Annotated in this window: 17 protein-coding genes; 7 read left to right on the top strand and 10 right to left on the bottom strand. The window is 74.9% G+C overall.

Features of this window, described 5'->3' with window-relative positions:
- Nucleotides 1–46: 46 nt before the first annotated feature.
- Nucleotides 47–475, top strand: coding sequence for an OsmC family protein (locus RMN56_RS31890; RefSeq protein ID WP_151464846.1), 429 nt, complete (start codon nt 47–49; stop codon nt 473–475).
- 4 nt (nt 476–479) lie between these two features.
- On the opposite strand, the gene RMN56_RS31895 is transcribed toward RMN56_RS31890, so the two are convergent.
- Nucleotides 480–1,430 (bottom strand): endonuclease/exonuclease/phosphatase family protein, encoded by a 951-nt coding sequence (locus RMN56_RS31895; protein ID WP_313721578.1) that lies wholly within the window; start codon nt 1,428–1,430, stop codon nt 480–482.
- Between the two features lie 331 nt (nt 1,431–1,761).
- Here RMN56_RS31895 and RMN56_RS31900 point away from each other — a divergent pair, with 331 nt between their 5' ends.
- A complete protein-coding gene (locus RMN56_RS31900; protein ID WP_313721579.1) occupies nt 1,762–2,604 on the top strand; it encodes a hypothetical protein in 843 nt (280 codons plus the stop codon).
- A 7-nt stretch (nt 2,605–2,611) separates the two neighbouring features.
- Here RMN56_RS31900 and RMN56_RS31905 read toward each other — a convergent pair whose 3' ends face one another.
- The 5 genes from RMN56_RS31905 to RMN56_RS31925 all read right to left on the bottom strand — a co-directional run bounded on the left by RMN56_RS31905 (nt 2,612) and on the right by RMN56_RS31925 (nt 6,964).
- Nucleotides 2,612–3,097: an ATPase gene (locus RMN56_RS31905; RefSeq protein WP_313721580.1), complete on the bottom strand. Its 486-nt coding sequence runs from the start codon at nt 3,095–3,097 to the stop codon at nt 2,612–2,614.
- Nucleotides 3,098–3,216: 119 nt separating this feature from the next.
- The gene (locus RMN56_RS31910) at nt 3,217–3,663 is read right to left on the bottom strand and encodes a response regulator (RefSeq protein WP_091266200.1); all 447 of its coding nucleotides are present in this window, start codon (nt 3,661–3,663) and stop codon (nt 3,217–3,219) included.
- Nucleotides 3,664–3,735: 72 nt separating this feature from the next.
- Nucleotides 3,736–4,083, bottom strand: coding sequence for an STAS domain-containing protein (locus tag RMN56_RS31915; RefSeq protein WP_313721581.1), 348 nt, complete (start codon nt 4,081–4,083; stop codon nt 3,736–3,738).
- A gap of 86 nt (nt 4,084–4,169) precedes the next feature.
- Complete coding sequence (locus tag RMN56_RS31920; protein ID WP_313721582.1) at nt 4,170–5,219, bottom strand: cobalamin B12-binding domain-containing protein; 1,050 nt, start codon at nt 5,217–5,219, stop codon at nt 4,170–4,172.
- On the bottom strand, nt 5,216–6,964 hold the full coding sequence (locus tag RMN56_RS31925) for a PP2C family protein-serine/threonine phosphatase (RefSeq protein ID WP_313721584.1): 1,749 nt from the start codon (nt 6,962–6,964) through the stop codon (nt 5,216–5,218). The genes RMN56_RS31920 and RMN56_RS31925 overlap by 4 nt, the downstream gene beginning before the upstream one ends.
- A gap of 256 nt (nt 6,965–7,220) precedes the next feature.
- On the opposite strand from RMN56_RS31925, the gene RMN56_RS31930 reads away from it, so the two are divergent.
- Nucleotides 7,221–7,553 carry an STAS domain-containing protein gene (locus tag RMN56_RS31930; protein ID WP_313721585.1) on the top strand — a complete coding sequence of 111 codons (333 nt, stop codon included), beginning with the start codon at nt 7,221–7,223 and terminating at the stop codon, nt 7,551–7,553.
- 46 nt (nt 7,554–7,599) lie between these two features.
- Entirely contained in the window at nt 7,600–7,947 is a 348-nt protein-coding gene (locus RMN56_RS31935) for an STAS domain-containing protein (RefSeq protein ID WP_313721586.1), read from the top strand.
- A 59-nt stretch (nt 7,948–8,006) separates the two neighbouring features.
- Here the strand turns inward: RMN56_RS31935 and RMN56_RS31940 are convergent, their stop codons facing one another.
- Nucleotides 8,007–8,321: a hypothetical protein gene (locus RMN56_RS31940; protein WP_313721588.1), complete on the bottom strand. Its 315-nt coding sequence runs from the start codon at nt 8,319–8,321 to the stop codon at nt 8,007–8,009.
- 185 nt (nt 8,322–8,506) lie between these two features.
- On the opposite strand from RMN56_RS31940, the gene RMN56_RS31945 reads away from it, so the two are divergent.
- The 3 genes from RMN56_RS31945 to RMN56_RS31955 all read left to right on the top strand — a co-directional run bounded on the left by RMN56_RS31945 (nt 8,507) and on the right by RMN56_RS31955 (nt 11,509).
- Nucleotides 8,507–9,481, top strand: coding sequence for a DUF2267 domain-containing protein (locus RMN56_RS31945; protein WP_313721589.1), 975 nt, complete (start codon nt 8,507–8,509; stop codon nt 9,479–9,481).
- A gap of 70 nt (nt 9,482–9,551) precedes the next feature.
- Nucleotides 9,552–10,343, top strand: a complete 792-nt coding sequence (locus tag RMN56_RS31950) for a spermidine synthase (RefSeq protein WP_313721590.1) — start codon at nt 9,552–9,554, stop codon at nt 10,341–10,343.
- Between the two features lie 41 nt (nt 10,344–10,384).
- Nucleotides 10,385–11,509, top strand: coding sequence for an AI-2E family transporter (locus tag RMN56_RS31955; RefSeq protein ID WP_313721591.1), 1,125 nt, complete (start codon nt 10,385–10,387; stop codon nt 11,507–11,509).
- A gap of 16 nt (nt 11,510–11,525) precedes the next feature.
- Here the strand turns inward: RMN56_RS31955 and RMN56_RS31960 are convergent, their stop codons facing one another.
- The 3 genes from RMN56_RS31960 to RMN56_RS31970 form a co-directional block, all read right to left on the bottom strand.
- Nucleotides 11,526–12,824 (bottom strand): NAD(P)/FAD-dependent oxidoreductase, encoded by a 1,299-nt coding sequence (locus RMN56_RS31960; RefSeq protein ID WP_313721592.1) that lies wholly within the window; start codon nt 12,822–12,824, stop codon nt 11,526–11,528.
- A 42-nt stretch (nt 12,825–12,866) separates the two neighbouring features.
- Nucleotides 12,867–15,017 (bottom strand): amylo-alpha-1,6-glucosidase, encoded by a 2,151-nt coding sequence (locus tag RMN56_RS31965; protein WP_313721593.1) that lies wholly within the window; start codon nt 15,015–15,017, stop codon nt 12,867–12,869.
- Nucleotides 15,018–15,183: 166 nt separating this feature from the next.
- The gene (locus tag RMN56_RS31970; protein ID WP_313721594.1) at nt 15,184–15,717 is read right to left on the bottom strand and encodes a GNAT family N-acetyltransferase; all 534 of its coding nucleotides are present in this window, start codon (nt 15,715–15,717) and stop codon (nt 15,184–15,186) included.
- Nucleotides 15,718–16,129 lie beyond the last annotated feature (412 nt).

The following is a 16,129-nucleotide window of genomic DNA, read 5'->3' on the forward strand; positions in this document are numbered from 1 at the left end:
GGCCCGGGGCCGGGTAGCCGGGCGGGTGAGTGACGGGAGGAACGCGATGCCGGATCCGAGTTCCTGGCTGGCCGAGACGGCCACGGCGACCGCCGCGGGCGGTCACGTACGCACCGACGACGGCGGTCTCTCCTCCGCCCTGGCGTCGCCCCTGGCGCCGCACTGCACCGGCCTGACGCCCGAGCAGCTCCTGGCGGCCGCGTTCGCCTCCTGTCTGCACCACGCGGCGGTGGAAGCGGCCGGTGAGATCACCGACGAGGCACACACCGTCGAGGTGACCGCGGAGGCGAAGCTGGGGCGCGACGACGACGGCCGCTACCGGGCCGATGTGCACGCCGAGATCTCCTCGGCCGGTCTCACCCGGGAGCAGCTGGCCGACCTGGTCGCGCACGCCGACCGGCTCTGGCCGTTCTCCAGCGGCGACAACAGCAGGCACCGGCTGACCGTCACCCCGGCGGAGAACGGCCGGCACTGACCGCTCACCAGCGGAAACCGGCGGTCACCGCGCGGTGGTCGCTGTCCGGGGTGTGCAGCACCCCGGCCGCCGTGGGGATGAGCCCCCGGTAGAGGACGTGGTCCGGGCGGGTCACCGGGAGTTCCGCCGGCCAGGTGAAGCCGAAACCCCGCCCGGCCTCGGCCTGGGCGTCGCCGAGCAGCCGGGTGAGGGGTCCGAAGACCCGGTCGGTGGTGGCGGTGTTCAGGTCGCCGAGCACCAGCAGCCGCGGCGCGTCGTCGGCCCGGACGGTCGCGGCGAGCGCGGCGAGGGTCTCGTCCCGGGTGGCGGTGTGCCCGGCCCGGGCCGAGCCGAGATGGACCACGTAGACCGCGAGGTCGCCCTGCGGGGTGGCGACCACGGCCCGGAGCGCGCGATCCCATCCGAGGCCGGTGTCCACGCCGTGCGCCTCGCGGATCGGCCAGCGGCTCCACAGCGCGACCGTGGAGACCGCGGCCCGGTGCGGGTAACGCCCGCCCAGAGCGCCGGCGACCCGTTCGGCGTCGTCGACCTCCTGGAGCCCGATGAGGTCCGGAGCGGCGTCGGCGAGGGCGTCGACCGTGGCGGCCGGGTCGGGGTTGCCGGAGCGCAGGTTCTGGCTGGCCACCCGCAGCGAGGCGGCGCCCGCGCCGGCGGCCGGCGGCAGCCAGGCGCCGCCGTAGAACGCCAGCCACACCAGCGCCGGCAGCAGGACCACGAGCAGGGCCCGGCGGGACCGGCGCAGCAGCGCCGCGAGGGCGAGCAGGGGTATGCCGAGCCCGAGCAGCGGGGTGGCGCTGTCCACCAGGCTGCCCAGGCCGTGCACGTTGGGCACCGCGCGGTGGCCGACGATCAGCAGGGCGAGCAGGACCGCGCACAGGGCGACGACCAGCCCTCGCCGGCCCTGGCGGCCGGCGGGTTCGCCGGCGGCCCGCTCATCGACCATCTGCTCCGTCACCGTCCGCATCGTATCGAGCGGCGGGACCGCCGGTGGGGTCGATCCGGACACCCGGGGTCACCGGCCCCCTGGGCTTTCCGGCCCAGGCGTGTACGCCCAGGTGACGGGCGTACACCTCCGCCGAACGGAGGAGGGCGAGCCGAACCGCCGAGAAGAGGATCATGCGTGCAGTCTGTCCGGCGGTTTCCGACATGAACGGAAAATGCGAAAGACGAGGATGATCGAATTCGTGGTCCACCGAGCGTAATGTGCGGGCCGATCATGGCAAAGTGTGGCGCATGCCACCAATCACCCCGATGGCAAGCGCCGAGAAGCTTTCTAGCCTCGGCGAGTGCATCCCGACCACCCCGACACGCAGCAGCCGACCGAGACGCGACCCGTTCGCCGTACGATCGACCCGGCATCAGCCGAACGGAGGATCGGGCGGCACCGGGCCCCGGAGCCGGCCCGCCGCGGACCGGTCCGCTCCGCCCCCGCCCGGGTCGCCGTCGCCACCGGCGTGACCTGCTGCCTCGGTCTGCTCGGCGTCATCGGCGCGCGGGAGCCCGGGCAGCGGCACGAGCCGGTCCAGGAGGCGCTCGCCGACCGGGCTGCCGCGGCCGCCGAGCAGCGGGCGTCCCGGGACTTCGAGCGCGCCGCCCCGCCGGTCGCCGTGCCGGTCACCCCGATCCCGGCCGCCAGCCCGAGCCCGACGCCCACGAAGAAGAAGACGCCGAAGAAGCCGGTCCGGCCCAAGCACCCCCGGCCCGTGGCCGGGCTGGACCAGCGGCAGATGGACAACGCCAAGGCGATCGTCGACGCCGGCCTGGCCATGAAGATGCCGCGCCGGGCGCTCGTGGTGGCCGTGGCCACCGCCATGCAGGAGAGCAACCTCTACAACCTGGCCAGCGACGTGCTCCCCGAGTCGTTCGACTACCCGCACCAGGGCAGCGGCTCCGACCACGACTCGATCGGCCTGTTCCAGCAGCGGCCCAGCAGCGGCTGGGGCACCGTCGCCGAGATCATGCGCCCGGCGTACGCGGCCCGCGCCTTCTTCACCGCGCTGAAGGAGGTGCCCGGCTGGACCGAGATGAGCCTCACCGCGGCGGCCCAGGCCGTGCAGGTCTCCGCCTTCCCCGACGCGTACGCGCAGCACGAGGATCGGGCCACCACGGTGGTGGCGGCGCTGGTCTGAGCGGCGCTCAGGCGGCGCTGCGCTCCGCGGCGCCGCCGGTCGGCACGCCCGCGGCGGCGGTCGGCGTGTCCGGGGGCACCGTGTCGCCCCGCGCCCCGGCGAGGATCTCGTCGACGCGGGCCTCCCGCCTGCGGCGGGCCAGCAGCGCCGCCTCGAAGTCCCGGCGCGCCCGGACCGCGTCGGCGTACGCCTGCTCGCGTACCCGGCGGGCCTCCTCCCGGGCGGCCTCCAGCTCGCTGCGGGCCTCGTCCAGCAGCGCGGCGGCCTCCCGTTCGGCGGCCGTCCCGACGGCCTCCTCGCCGTCGACGACGGCGGTCCGGCGGCGCAGGAAGTCGCAGAGGTGGGTGGCGTCCTCCCGGACCTGGTCCCACTCGCGTCCGGCGCCGGCGTTCTCCGCGCGCGCCGCGAGCCGGACCAACCGGATTTTCAGCTCGTCCAGGCAGGAGTCCACCTGCCGCCGGTCGTAACCGGTCTCGACCACGGAGAACCTCATCGGTGTCGCCCCCCAGGCAGCTGGTGTCACGTCCCCCACCTGACGATCCTGGGCGGCCGGCGGCCACGGCGCGGCGCTTCCCGCAAAATGTTCAGCATCCGGACGCCCGGACGAAGCGCTCAGGGGTGCTTGGGGAGCACGACCACCCGGCCGAAGAACTCGTCGATGCGGCGCACCACGTCGTTGAAGTCGTCCAGGTCGATCGGCTTCGTCACGTACGCGTTGGCCTGGAGGGTGTAGCTGCCGAGGATGTCGGTGTCGGCGTTGGAGGTGGTGAGCACGACGATCGGGATGGTGCGCAGGTCCTCGTCCCGCTTGACCTCGCCGAGCACCTGACGCCCGTCCATCCGCGGCATGTTCAGGTCGAGCAGGATGACGTCGGGACGCCGGGCCTCGGTGTGCCGGCCCTCGCGGCGGAGGAACTCCATCGCCTCCTGGCCGTCGTTGACCACGTCGATGACCTTCTCGACGTCCGAGTCCTCGAGGGCTTCCTCGATCATCAGGACGTCACCCGGGTCGTCGTCCACCACCAGGATGCGAACGGGGCTCGGGGTGCCATGACCCATGGGACTACCTGCTTCGTCTCGGGAGGCGGACGCCGACGGCGGGGTCGACGGCTGGCGGGGCAATCTATCCGATCAGGAGGCGGCCGGCGTGGCCGGGTCGGCCACCTGCGCCTCGTGGCTCAACACCTCGGCCAGCCCGGTCACCTGGAGCACCCGGGCCACCCGCCCGGTCGCCCCGGTGATCCGCAACCAGCCACCCGCCGCGGCGGCGAGATTGTCGCCGCGGACGAACGCGGCGATGCCGGTGGAATCGCAGAAGGTCAGCTCGGTGAGGTCCAGCAGGATCTCGCGGTGCCCCTCGGCGGCCAGCCGGTCGATGGCCGCGTTGAGCTCCGGCGCGGTGCCCAGGTCGAGCTCACCCTCGAGCCGCAGGCAGGCCGGAACGCCCTCCCGCTGGCCGTGCGTGACGGCGAACGTCACCGTGGCCCCTCTCGCTCCGACCGCAGGCCAACCCTTGCAGTACGGCAAGTATACGCGGATCTCCCCGGCGTGCCCGCGCCCGGCGGTCACCGCCCCGGCGCGGCGGACAGCCCGCCGACCAGCGCGCGGGCCCGGTCGAGGAACCGGGCGGCCCGGGGGAAGTCGCGCAGCCGCTGTCCATAGTGGTCGAGGGTGAGCCCGACCGCACCCGCCGGGACCCGGCGGCTGACCAGGATCGCCACCAGCCACTCGACGAACTCGGTGAAGAGGGTCTCGTCATCGACGTAGAGGGCGGCGGCGAGGAAGTCGATGATGTAGCCGAGGTCGCTGACGGTCGAGTCGAGCTGCGCCGGGGTGTAGTCGCGCACCCCGGGCACCCGCTCCCGCAGGTCCGCTAGGGCGCTGTCGATCAGCTCACCGCGCCGCTTGGCCAGGCTCGCGTACTCGTCGTCGGCGAGGTGGTCGAGCCGGGCCGGCGGCGCCGCCCGCAGCGCCCGCTCGTCGGCCACCAGGTCCGCCGCGGTCGGCGCGTCCGGCGCCCACGACACGCCGAGCACCCGGGCCCAGCGCCCGTCGCCGCCGAAGCCGCGCCCGCCGACCACCACCGGCACGTCCGAGCGGCGGCACGCCTCGATCATCCGGTGGGCGTGCGGCAGCCGCATCGGCAGCGCGCAGGCGAGAGCCACCGCGTGCGCGTCGTAGCGGTGCAGGTAGGACACCAGGTGCGCGGCGGGCACGCTCGCCCCGAGGAAGGTGATCTGCCAGCCGCGCAGCCGCAGCACCTCGGCCACCAACCGGGCCGGCAGGGCATGCCACTCACCGTCCATGCAGGCGACCACGATCCGGCCGCGGGTCGGGCGCGGATTCGCGTACGCGGCGACGGCCGCCACCACCCGCTCGCTGATGTGGGTGGCGGCGTGCTCCTGGGCCACGCTCCACTCGTCGCGCGCCCACCGCTCCCCCACCTCGGCCTGCGCCGGGGCGACCAGGTCCAGCAGCACCCGCTCGGCCGGCACGCCGGACTTCTGCAGCCCGGCCGCCACCTCGACCGCGGCGTGCTCGTCGGCCTCCGCCAGGCACTCCAGGTAGCCGGGGAAGGCCTGCGTCGGGCCGGCCTCCGTGGTCGTCGCGGTCACGCGTCGGTCTCCCTCGTTCGCTCGGCGTCGGTCGGGCCGGGCACGGCGTGCAGGTGGCGGCCGGAACGGACCGGGTTGGCCGCCCGCAACGCGAGCACGGCGATGTCGTCGTGGTCGCCGTGGCCGAGCCAGTCGCAGGTCACCTGCTCGACGCGCTCGGCCAGCGCCGGTGCGGGCATCCGGTGGCAGCCGGTCACGGCGTGCACCAGCCGCTCGGGGCCGAACTGCTCGTCACCCCGCCGGCCGCCGCGCGCCTCGGTGACCCCGTCGCTGTAGAGCAGGCAGGTCTCGCCCGGCGCCAGGCGCACGGTCACCTCGCCGATGCGGGGATCCGGCACCACACCGATCAGCATCCCGCTCAGCGGCACCACCTCGACCTCACCGGAGGCCCGCAGGACCAGGGGCGGGAGGTGGCCGCCGCCGGCCAGGGTCAGGGTGAGGCCGCCGTCGCGCTGCGGGCGCACCACGCCCAGCACGACGGTGGCGAACCGGCCCTGCCCGTTCGCCTGGGTGGTCTCCAGCAACGCGTCGTTGAGCAGCTTCAGCAGCCGGCCCGGCTGCGACTCGACCCGGTGCAGCGCCTGCAGGCACTGGCGGAGCTGGCCGGTGAACACGGCCGCCTCGACGCCCTTGCCGGAGACGTCGCCGAGGAAGAAGACCGAGCCGCCGTCGACGAGCCGGTGCGAGCCGTAGAAGTCCCCGCCGATCCGCAGCCCGGCCTGCGCCGGCCGGTAGGCGGTCCCCCACTGCACGCCGGGGGCCGCCGCCGGCTCGACGGGCAGGAGGCTGGCCTGGAGGGTGTCGGCGACCTCGGCCTGGTCGCGGTAGAGCAGCGCGGTGGTGAGCGCGGCGCCGGCCCGGGCCGCGAACGCGCGGACCAGGTCGAGGTCGGCGTCGTCGTACCAGCGGTCGGCCCGGCGGGCGACCAGCAGCACCCCGGCCGGGGCCTCCCGACCGGGCAACGGCACCACCCGCGCGGTGACGCCGGCCGCGTCGAGACCGGGCAGCCAGCCCGCCTCGACGGCCTGCTCCACCAGCCAGTCCAGGGCGTGCGGCTCGACACCGCCGAGCCCCTCCCCGATCGCCGACGGCAGCGCCGCGGCGGCGAGCACGCCGCTGTCCACGGCGGGCGCCTCGTCGTCCGCGCGCACGGCCCGCCACCAGCGGGCCCGGCCGGAGCGCGGGGTCAGCACCAGCACGGCGACGTCGGCCACGGTCGGCACGGCCAGCCGGACCACCGCGGCGGCGGCCCGGTCGGGGTGCAGGGGGTTGCCGAGCTTCTCGCCGACCACGGCGAGGAACGCCGAGCGGGCCCGCTCGGCGAGCAGCGCGTCGGCCCGGCTGACGCTCTCGGTGACGTCCTCGACATACCAGCAGCGGCGGCCGGCGGAGAGCCCGACCCGGCGCAGGCGCAGTCGCCGGCCGTGGTGGGTGAACTCGCCCGGGTCGTCACCGCACAGGGCGGGCACGCCGGCCGCGGCGAGCACCTCGCCCGGCACCACCTCGGGAACCAGCCGCTCGGCGACCGGGCTGAGGTGCCGCACCACGCCGTCGGCGTCGCAGACGATCAGACCCTCGCGGAAGTGCTCCACGACCTCCGACCAGTCGGGGGTGGCCGGGCCACGGTCCGGGGCCAGGGGCGGCAGGGCCGGCGCGGCGGGCGACCACGCCCGAGCCCGTCTGGCACTCGGCGTGGAGATCCGTCCGTCGCCCGGGTCAGCGCCCCTGACGTCGGCAGCAGTCACCAGCTGAGCCCCACTCCTGTCGATACCCGCGGTCCCCGCGAAACGGCGCGTATGGTCAAATCTTCCTTCGCCCACCCTACGCCGGTGCACCGGTACCGCCACCCCACGCTCATGCCATGGCCTGCGGACGCGCCATCCGGCGGGGCGGTCGGGAGGTTGTTACGATCCGGGCGACCCGGCCCGACCGGCAGCCGCGAAAGGCGTGATGGTGGCACCCCGACGGAGAACACCCGAGGCGACGCCCCTGCGCATCTCCGTGGACCGTTCCGACCCCACCGCGCCGGCCGTCCGGATCGGCGGGGACCTCGCCTTCACCACGGCCGCCCCGCTGCGCACCGAGGTGGACCGGCTGCTGGCCCAGACCCCGCAGACGCTCGTGCTGGACTTCCGCGACCTGCTCTTCATCGACAGCACCGGCCTGTCGTTGATCGTCCACGCCTGGCGGGACGGCCAGCGGGGCGGCACGGCCATCCAGCTCCGGGAGACCCCCCGCTTCCTGGCCACCATCCTCGACATGACCGGGGTCGCCGGCCTGCTGTCCCGGCCGCAGCCCGACCGGCCGACGACCGGCCCGTCCGCCCGTGTCTGAGCACCCTGGGCTTTGCGGGGCCGGCTCGAGCTGGAAACATGGCGGCATGCGCCCGCAGCTGTTGACCATCGAGGTGGACCGGCTCGACGCCGGACGTGCCCGGCTTCGGCTGACCGGCGAGCTGGACTTCGACACCGCGCCGGAACTCGTCGCCGCCGCCGCCGAGCTGCGCCGCGACGGCTGCCGGGAGCTGCTCCTCGACTTCTCCGCCGTGGCGCTCTGCGACTCCTCCGGCCTCAGCGCCCTGGTCGTCATCCACCGTGCCGGCGCCGGCCCGGTGCGGCTGGACGCCGTGAGCCCCCAGGTGCGGCAGCTGCTCGACCGCACCGGGCTGGCCGAGCTGCTGGCCGTCCCGCCCGCCGGGGAGACGGCGGCGACCCGCGACGTCGGCTGACGGCGAACGGGGGTGGCCCCCGACCCTGGGACCAGGGGCCGGGGGCCGGGGAGGGTGGCTCAGGCGGCGGGGACGGCCTGCAGGCGCGGGCCGGACTCGCGCAGCTCCCCCACCGTGGGCGACGCCGCGTCCTCCGGCGTGCCCGAATCGGGCGTCTGGAACAGGTAACGGACGAACTCCCCACCCACCTCGTTGTCGTCGGCTCCCGGCCACTGCCCCACACAGTCGACGCCGACGACCTCGCGTCCGCTGCCGTCGTTCTCCTCCAGCAGCGCCCAGAGGGTCACCGGGTAGCTGCGGGTGGCCTCCGGGTCGACCTGCCACCTCGCGTACCAGCCGGGCCGGGCGGGGACGATCTCCACGATCCGTTTCATGACGACCTGCCCTTCCGCGTGCGTCGGAAGTTCTTCCGGTCCACCACGATCGTGCGGCCCCCCGGGGTGACCGGCCCTCACCCGCAGGGAGTGAAGCCGGCCGGTCCGTCGGCGGCTGTTTCCTTCCCGGCAGCGCCGGGAAGGCCACCGGCGCAAGCGCAACCGACCAGGAACGAGGTGCGACGATGCGCAAGCAGATGGAGGGCGACAACCAGCGCCGCCGGGCTCTGGCCCGGGACGCCCGGGGACGCGGTCGGCTTCCCAGCCAGACCGGCGCCAGCCTGAGCGCGTCCAAGCAGATCACCTCGCTGGACCGAGGCGAACGGTCCGGCCCGCCGCCGGCCGGCCGGCGCAAGCCGGACACGACGCGCGGCGGTCCCGCCCCGCCGCCCGCGGCCGTGGCGGAGCGCCCGCGCCCGCTGCCCGACGAGCGGCCGGCCCCGGTGACCACCCTGGGCTACCGGGACCTCGTCGGCGACGTGAGCCGGCGGGCGGGAGTCGACTTCGCCACCGCCAAGGTGGCGGCGGAGGCGACCGTGCTCGCGCTGGCCCGGGCGCTCGACGAGACCGAGCGGGAACGGCTGCTCGAGGCGGTGCCGGTGAAGCTGCACGACGTGGTGCCGGTCGACGGGCTCGCGCGGCGGCACGATTTGCCCGGCTTCCTCGCCGAGGTGGGCCGGCGCAGCCGGCTGACGCCGGAACAGGCCCGCTACCAGGCGCAGGCCACCCTGGCCGCGCTGGCCGACGCGGACGGCGAACTCGTCGAGTCGCTGCGCGTACCGGACGGGTTGCAGGACCTGCTCCCGCCGCCGCCGGCGGTCGGCGGCGGCCTGGTGGGCGCGACGTCCGCCACCGCCCCGCTGGACGAGGCGGAACTGCGCGACGCGCTCGGCCGGCTGCCGTACTGGTCCAGCGACCGGCAGTCGCTGGTGCGCACCATCGAGCTGCCGAACGGCAACCTGGACCGGGTGCTCGACCGGCTCGACCAGCTCCGGGGCGAGACCGGGCGCGGCCCGCAGATCGGCCGTCCCGGCCCGGACAGCGCCGTGCTCACCGTGCGCAGCCAGCAGGTCGACGGGGTGACGGCGGCGGACGTGGACCTGGCCCGGCGGGTCGACGACGCCATCGACGAGGCCGGCGCCGGGATGAACGCCGGCTGAGCCACGGCCGGTCCGGGCCGGCGGGCGCCACGCCCGCCGGCCCGGGGTGCGCCGGGTACCGTTGCCCGCCGTGGACAGCGACGCCGAGGCCCTGGAGATCGTCGTGGACCCGGCCCGGCCCACCGGCCGGACGCTGCTCGCCGCGGGGGTCGAACAGTCGTACGTCGACCTGGCGGACCCTCGCCACCTGCACTTCGAGTACGTACGGCGGATGGCCGCCGTGGTCGACCTGGCCGCCCCGCCGGGTCGGCCGTTGGCCGTCCTGCACCTGGGCGGCGGGGCGCTCACCCTGCCCCGCTGGCTGGCCGCCGCCCGGCCCGGCTCACCCCAGCGGGTGATCGAGCGGGACCCGGCGGTGGTCGAGCTGGTCCGCCGCGAGCTGCCCCCGGTGCCGCCGGAGGTGGTCGTCGAGATCGGCGACGCCCGGGACGCGGTCGCCGCCGCCCCGGCCGGGGCGTACGACGTGGTGCTGGCCGACGTCTACCGGGCGGCCCGGATGCCCCGGCACGTGGCCAGCGTGGAGTTCGCCGCCGAGGTGGCCCGGGTGCTCCGCCCGGACGGCGTCCTCCTGGTCAACGTCACCGACCTGCCGCCGCTCGTGCACACCCGGACCCAGGTGGCCACCCTGCGGGCGGTCTTCGCCGACGTCTGCCTGGTCACCGACCGGCGGATGCTGCGCGGCCGGCGGTACGGCAACCTGGTCCTCGCCGCGTCCACCCGTCCCGACCGGCTGCCGGTACGCCGGCTCGTCGCCCGCGCCGCCGGCGACCCGGTGCCCGGGGGCGTGCTGCACGGGGCGACGCTCGACGCGTTCGTCGCGGGGACCCGGCCGGCCACCGACGCCACCCTCGCCGAGCGCTGACGGCGGGGTTTCCCCTCATCCGGTGCGGGTAGCCGCGCCGGATGAGCAGAGCCGACGACCGGTCCACCGCCCGCCGGGCGCTGATCGTGATCGGTCTGGTGCTCGCCACGCTGATGGGGCTGGCGCTCGTCTGGGCGACCCGGCGGGTGCTGGTCTGGGGCCTCGTCGCGGCGTTCTTCGCGGTGGCCCTGAACCCCCTGGTCGACCGGGTGGAACGGCGGCTGGTGCGGCGCCGGGCCCTGGCCACCCTGCTGGTCTTCCTGGCCGCCTTCGTGCTGCTGGCCGCGCTGGGCGCGATGATCGTGCTGCCGCTGGCCGACGAGCTGGGCCGGTTCGCCGACCGGGCGCCGGAGCTGCTCCGCGAGGCGCGCGCCGGGCGCGGACCGGTCGGCGAGGTCCTCAACCGGTTCCACCTGCTCCGGTACGCCGACACCCACGCCGACCAGATCCAGCGCTACGGCTCCCGGCTCGGCCAGCCGGCGGTCGGGGTGCTCCGGGGCGTGCTGGAGATCGTCGCCGCGGTGCTCACCGTGGTGGTGCTGGCCTACCTGATGGTGCTGGAGGCCCCGAAGATCATCGCCGGCACGCTCCAACTGATCGGCGACGGCGCGGCGGAGCGGCTGCGGCGCATCGGCCGGGACTCCTCCCGGATCATCACCGGCTACCTCAGCGGCAACCTGCTCATCAGCGTCATCTGCGGCGGCCTGACCTTCGCAGTGCTCGTCCTCGTCGGGGTGCCGTTCGCCGGGGTGATCGCCCTGGTGGTCGCGCTGGCCGACCTGGTGCCGCTGGTCGGGGCCACCATCGGGGCGATCGTCGCGGCGGGGGCCGGGTTCCTGCACTCCCCCACAGCCGGCGTGGTGGTGCTGGTCTTCTTCGTGGTCTACCAGCAGGTCGAGAACCACCTGCTGCAACCGGTCATCATGGCCCGCGCGGTCCGGCTGAACCCGTTGACCGTGCTGGTGAGCGTGCTGCTCGCCGCCGAGCTGGCCGGCCTGGTGGGCGCCCTGCTGGCCATCCCGGTGGCCGGGATCGGGCAGGTGCTGCTGCGCGAATTCGCCCGGACCGGCCGGCAGGCCCTGCCCGTCCCGGCGCCCGCGGGCCCGGACGCGGCGGCCGGCGGACGGGCTCCCGGGGACGGGAAGCCGCCGCCGGCCGGCGGTTAAGCCGCGCGGACCGGAGTCAGCGCCGCCGCACCATCTCGGGCGACTCGCTCTCCAGCGGCACCGCGTTCGCCGGGACCAGGCCCAGCTGCACGGCCGGCCGGGGCAGGGCGGCGTCGAGCAGCCAGTCCGCGCCGACCCGCGCCCGGTTGCTCGGCATGGCGTACAGGTGGTAGCCGCGGGTGACCGTCTTGGCCGGCAGGCCGGCCAGCGGCACGTGCAGCGGGTTGGCCGCCGCCTCCTTGCCGCCCAGGTCGACCACCCAGCCCAGGTCGCGGTGCTTGTACGTCTTCCGGGTGCCCCTGCCGTAGGAGGCGGCGATGTTGTGGGCCGCGAGCTTGCCCTGCCGCTGCGCGTGCTGGGCGGTCATGGCGCAGATCTGCCCGGGGCGGGTCGCATCGGGCACGGCCGCCGCGTCGCCGCAGGCGAACACCTCCGGGTAGCCGGGAACGTTGAGGTACTCGTCCACCACGAGGCGGCCCTTCTCGGTGCGCAGCCCCAGCTCGGCCACGAACGGGTCGGGGCGCACCCCGACACACCAGACCAGGCTGCACGTCGGGACGTACTCGCCGTCGGTGAGCATCACCCCGTCCGGGGTGGCCTCGGAGACCGAGGTGCCCATGCGCACGTCGACGCCGCGCCGGCGCAGCACCCGGTCGGCGGTGACGGACAGGCGCTGGTCCAGCTCGGGCAGCACGCGCGGGGCCACGTCCAGCAGCATCCAGCGGGGACGCACCTTGAGGTGGGGCCGCTGGGCCATCAGCCGGTCGGTGAAGAGCTGGCCGTGCGCGGCGACCTCGGTGCCGGTGTAGCCCGCGCCGACCACCACGAAGGTGGTCCGGGACCGCTGCTCGGCCGGGTCCTCGGCCAGCTCGGCCAGCTCGACCTGCCGGACCACGTGGTCGTGCAGGTAGAGCGCCTCGGGCAGGCCGCGGAAGCCATGCGCGTACTCGGTCACCCCGGGGATCGGCAGCAGCTTGTTGACGCTGCCGACGGAGAGCACCAGCCGGTCGTACGCGAGCTGGCCGTGGTCCCCCTCGACGGAGCGGTAGCCGACCCAGCGGTTCTGCAGGTCGACCCGATCCGCCTCGCCGACGACCACCCGGACGCCGTCGAGGGTGCCGGCGAGCGGCACGGCGATCCGGGTGGGCTCGACCACGCCGGCGGCGACCTCGGGCAGCAGCGGCAGGTAGAGGAAGTAGTCGGTCGTGTTCAACACGACGATCTCGGCCCGCTTGCCGGCCAACCGGCTCAACGCCTTCGCCGCGTGGTATCCGGCGAACCCGGCCCCCACGATCACCACACGAGGTTTCGTCATGCCCGCTGCCGTTCCCGTCGAGGACCCCGACAAACGTGGCCGTCAGTCGGGGGCGAGCCGGACGTACCCGGTCCGGCCGACCGCCTCCACGTCCCAGCAGCGGCCGAAGGCGCGGACCCGCTCGGCGGTGATCCGACCCAGTTCGGGCGGCACGTCCGCGTCGATCTCCAGCCGGCCGCCTACCGGGTTGAGGTTGAGCATGGCCCGGACCAGCGCCAGCGGCGCGCCGGCCGCCCAGGCCTGCGGGCTGCACGCGGTGGGGTACGGCACCGCGAACATGGTCCGCTCCCGCATGTAGCCGCTGAGCGCCTCGGGAAGCCGGTAGCCGAACTGCTCGGCCGCGTCGAGAAGGGCCAGGCTGATCCGGTTGGCCTCCGCCCGGTAGCCGTAGCGGACCAGCCCGAGCACAGCGATCGAGTTGTCGTGCGGCCACACCGTGCCGAGGTGGTAGCCGAGGGCGTTGTACGGCCGGTCCTCCCGAGACAGGGTCCGGATGCCCCAGCCGGAGAACATGTCCTCGTGCATGAGCTGGCGCACCACCGCCTCGGCGCGCTCAGGTGGGACGATGCCGCTCCACAGCAGGTGTCCCATGTTGGAGGTCTTCGAGTCGATCGGGGTCTTGTCGCCGTCCAGGCCGACCGCGTAGAAGCCGCCCCGCTCATCGAGCCAGAAGTCTCGGTTGAACCGCTCGTGGAGCCGGGCCGCGTCGGCGCGCAACCGGGTGGCCAGCCGCGGGTCCGCGAGCGGCCCGTCGGCCAGTTCGGCCAGGCGCAGTTTCGCGTCGTAGGTGTAGCCCTGGAGCTCACAGGTGGCGATCGGCAGCACGGGGATCCGGCCGTCGGAGAAGCAGACCCCGTCCGGGGAGTCCCGCCAGCACTGGTTGCCCAGTCCCTCGGGCGAGCGGGTGGCGTACTCGACGTAGCCGTCTCCGTCCCGATCCCCGTAGGTGTCGATCCAGTGCAGTGCGGCGAGTGCGTGCTCCCGCAGCCGATGCACCATGTCGTCGTCGCCGCTCCACCGCCAGTACTCGGAGAGCAGGATCAGCCAGAGCTGGGTGGCGTCGGCGGTGCCGTAGTACGGGGTGTACGGCTTCGTCCCGGTGCGGGTCAGCTCCCCGCTGCGCACCTCGTGCAGGATTCGGCCGGGCTCCTCGTCGGTGAAGTCGTCACACCGGGTGCCCTGGAGCCGGGCGAGCGCCAGCAGCGCCCCCTGGGCCAGGCCGGGTCCGGCCACCAGCGTCTGGTAGGCGGTGATCAGGGTGTCCCGGCCGAACACGGTCAGGAACCAGGGCAGCCCGGCCCCCGGCAGCATGATCCGCTGGCCCTTGACCTCCAGGTCGAGCCGGAGCGCGGCCAGGTCGTACCGGGACCGGCGGACAATCCGCTCCAGCGCGGTGCTGTCGCTGCGCAGCACGGCCCGGGTCTCCACCCAGCGGCGCAGCGGGTCCTCGCCCCGCCCGTGCAGCACGTCGGCGATGTCCCCGCGCACCGGCTCCACCACGCCCAGCCCGGGTGGCAGCGGCACCTCCAGGTCGACCTGCCACTCCTGCCGGGATTGCAGCTCCACCTCCCAGACCAGCTCGTCGCCCTCCACCCGGTCCGGGGGCAGTGAGGAGCGCACGTCGGCGCGGGCCTGGAAGCCGTTCCGCTCGTACCGAAAGGACAGCGCCGCGCCGTCGACGCCGTGCCGGCGGACGATGTCGGCCGACCGGTCGCGTACGCCGGACTTGACCTCGAACAGGTCGGCGAAGTCGGCGGCGACGGCGAGCCGCAGCTCGATCCGCACCGGTTCGGTGCGGTACGAGAGCAACTCGATTCGCTCGTGGAAGCCCTCCCCGACGTAGCGCAGACGGCGCGCGCCGACGGAGTCCGGCGGCAGACCGGGCAGCTCGGGATTGGTGAGTACGAACTGCGCGGAGTAGTGGTCGACGGTCTCCGAGCGCAGCGCCAGAAGCCGGCCGCCGTTGACGGTGAGCAGCCAGCCGCTGAGCAGGCGGGTGTCGAGATGGACCAGCCCGCCGATGCTGCCCGGCGGCACGTCCCCGCACCGGTCCGAGTACAGGAACGTCGGCCCGCTGAGCACCGCGATCGAGTCGGGACCCAGTTCCGGCGGGACGGCTCGCTGGTCGCCGGGCTCGGCGGCGGTGACCACTCCGGGCGTCGCGTCGGCGGGAGTCGGGCGGACGACGGCCATGCTCCCCACCGTAGGAACGGCGGTCACCGAGCGTCATCACCCGCTCCGGGTGAAAGCTCCATCTGCGGCCGCCCGTATGGGCAACTGTCACGATGCCGGGCAGCTGACCCGACGCGAGGCGACCGGACCGGTGGCGGCCGCCGTTCGGGCGGCCGTCGCCGCGCCGTCAACCCTGAGGCGGCTCCGGCGCGGTGATCGCCCAGCGCTCGTGGTCCCGCCAGGCGCCGTCGATGAACAGGTAGTCCGGCGAGAATCCCTCCCGCCGGAACCCGAGCCGCCGGGCCAGCTTCTTCGACGGCTCGTTGCCGGGCTGGATGTTCGCCTCCAGCCGGTGCAGCCCCAGCGCGGTGAACGCGTGCTCGACGACCAGCCGGACCCCGGCCGAGGTGTGCCCGGTGCCCGCGTACGGCAGGAAGGCGGCGTAGCCCAGGTAGCCGCCGCGCAGCGCGCCCAGCACGATGCCGCTGATGTTCGCGTACCCGGCGATCGCGCCGGTGGCCCGGTCGCAGAGCAGGTACCCGGAGCTGTTCCGCGCCCGGATCTTGCGCAGGTAGGCGGCGTACTGCTCGGCGTCGTCGGGCGCGGCGAGCCACGGGTGGTGCAGGTCACGGCTGCGCCGGGCGGCGGCGACGAACTCCGGCTCGTCGGTGGGACGGGGACGGCGGATCGCGACGCGGCCGTCGCTGCGCAGGTACCTCACGGTGATCCACTCTCGGTCACGCGCCCGCCCGCTGTCCAACCGGGGTCGCGCCGCCCGCCGGGGTGCCCTAGCGTGGCACCCGAGGACGGGAGGTCGATCATGAGGACTGCGCCACTCGGCACGGTGCTGGTTTCCGCTTCGCCGCTGGGCGGCCCGGTGTCCTGACCTGACCGGCGCGGCTCCGCCGGCGGCTCCCGGTCGCCCCCGCGGTGTCAGACGCGCCGAGCTGGAGTCGTCGAAGCCCGACGCACCCGGTGCTCCCCACCGGGCCCGACACCACCACCCTCGCCGCGAAGCGATGCGGTGATCCGCCCTGCGCGGGTCCCGACGTCCCGGCGTGCCCGCACGCCACCACATCGCTTCCGAGGGAGTTCCTCGTGTTTCCGGACAACCCGTCCGGGTGCCGCGTCGC

Origin of the sequence: Micromonospora halotolerans (genome assembly GCF_032108445.1) — a bacterium.
GTDB classification, from domain to species: domain Bacteria; phylum Actinomycetota; class Actinomycetes; order Mycobacteriales; family Micromonosporaceae; genus Micromonospora; species Micromonospora halotolerans.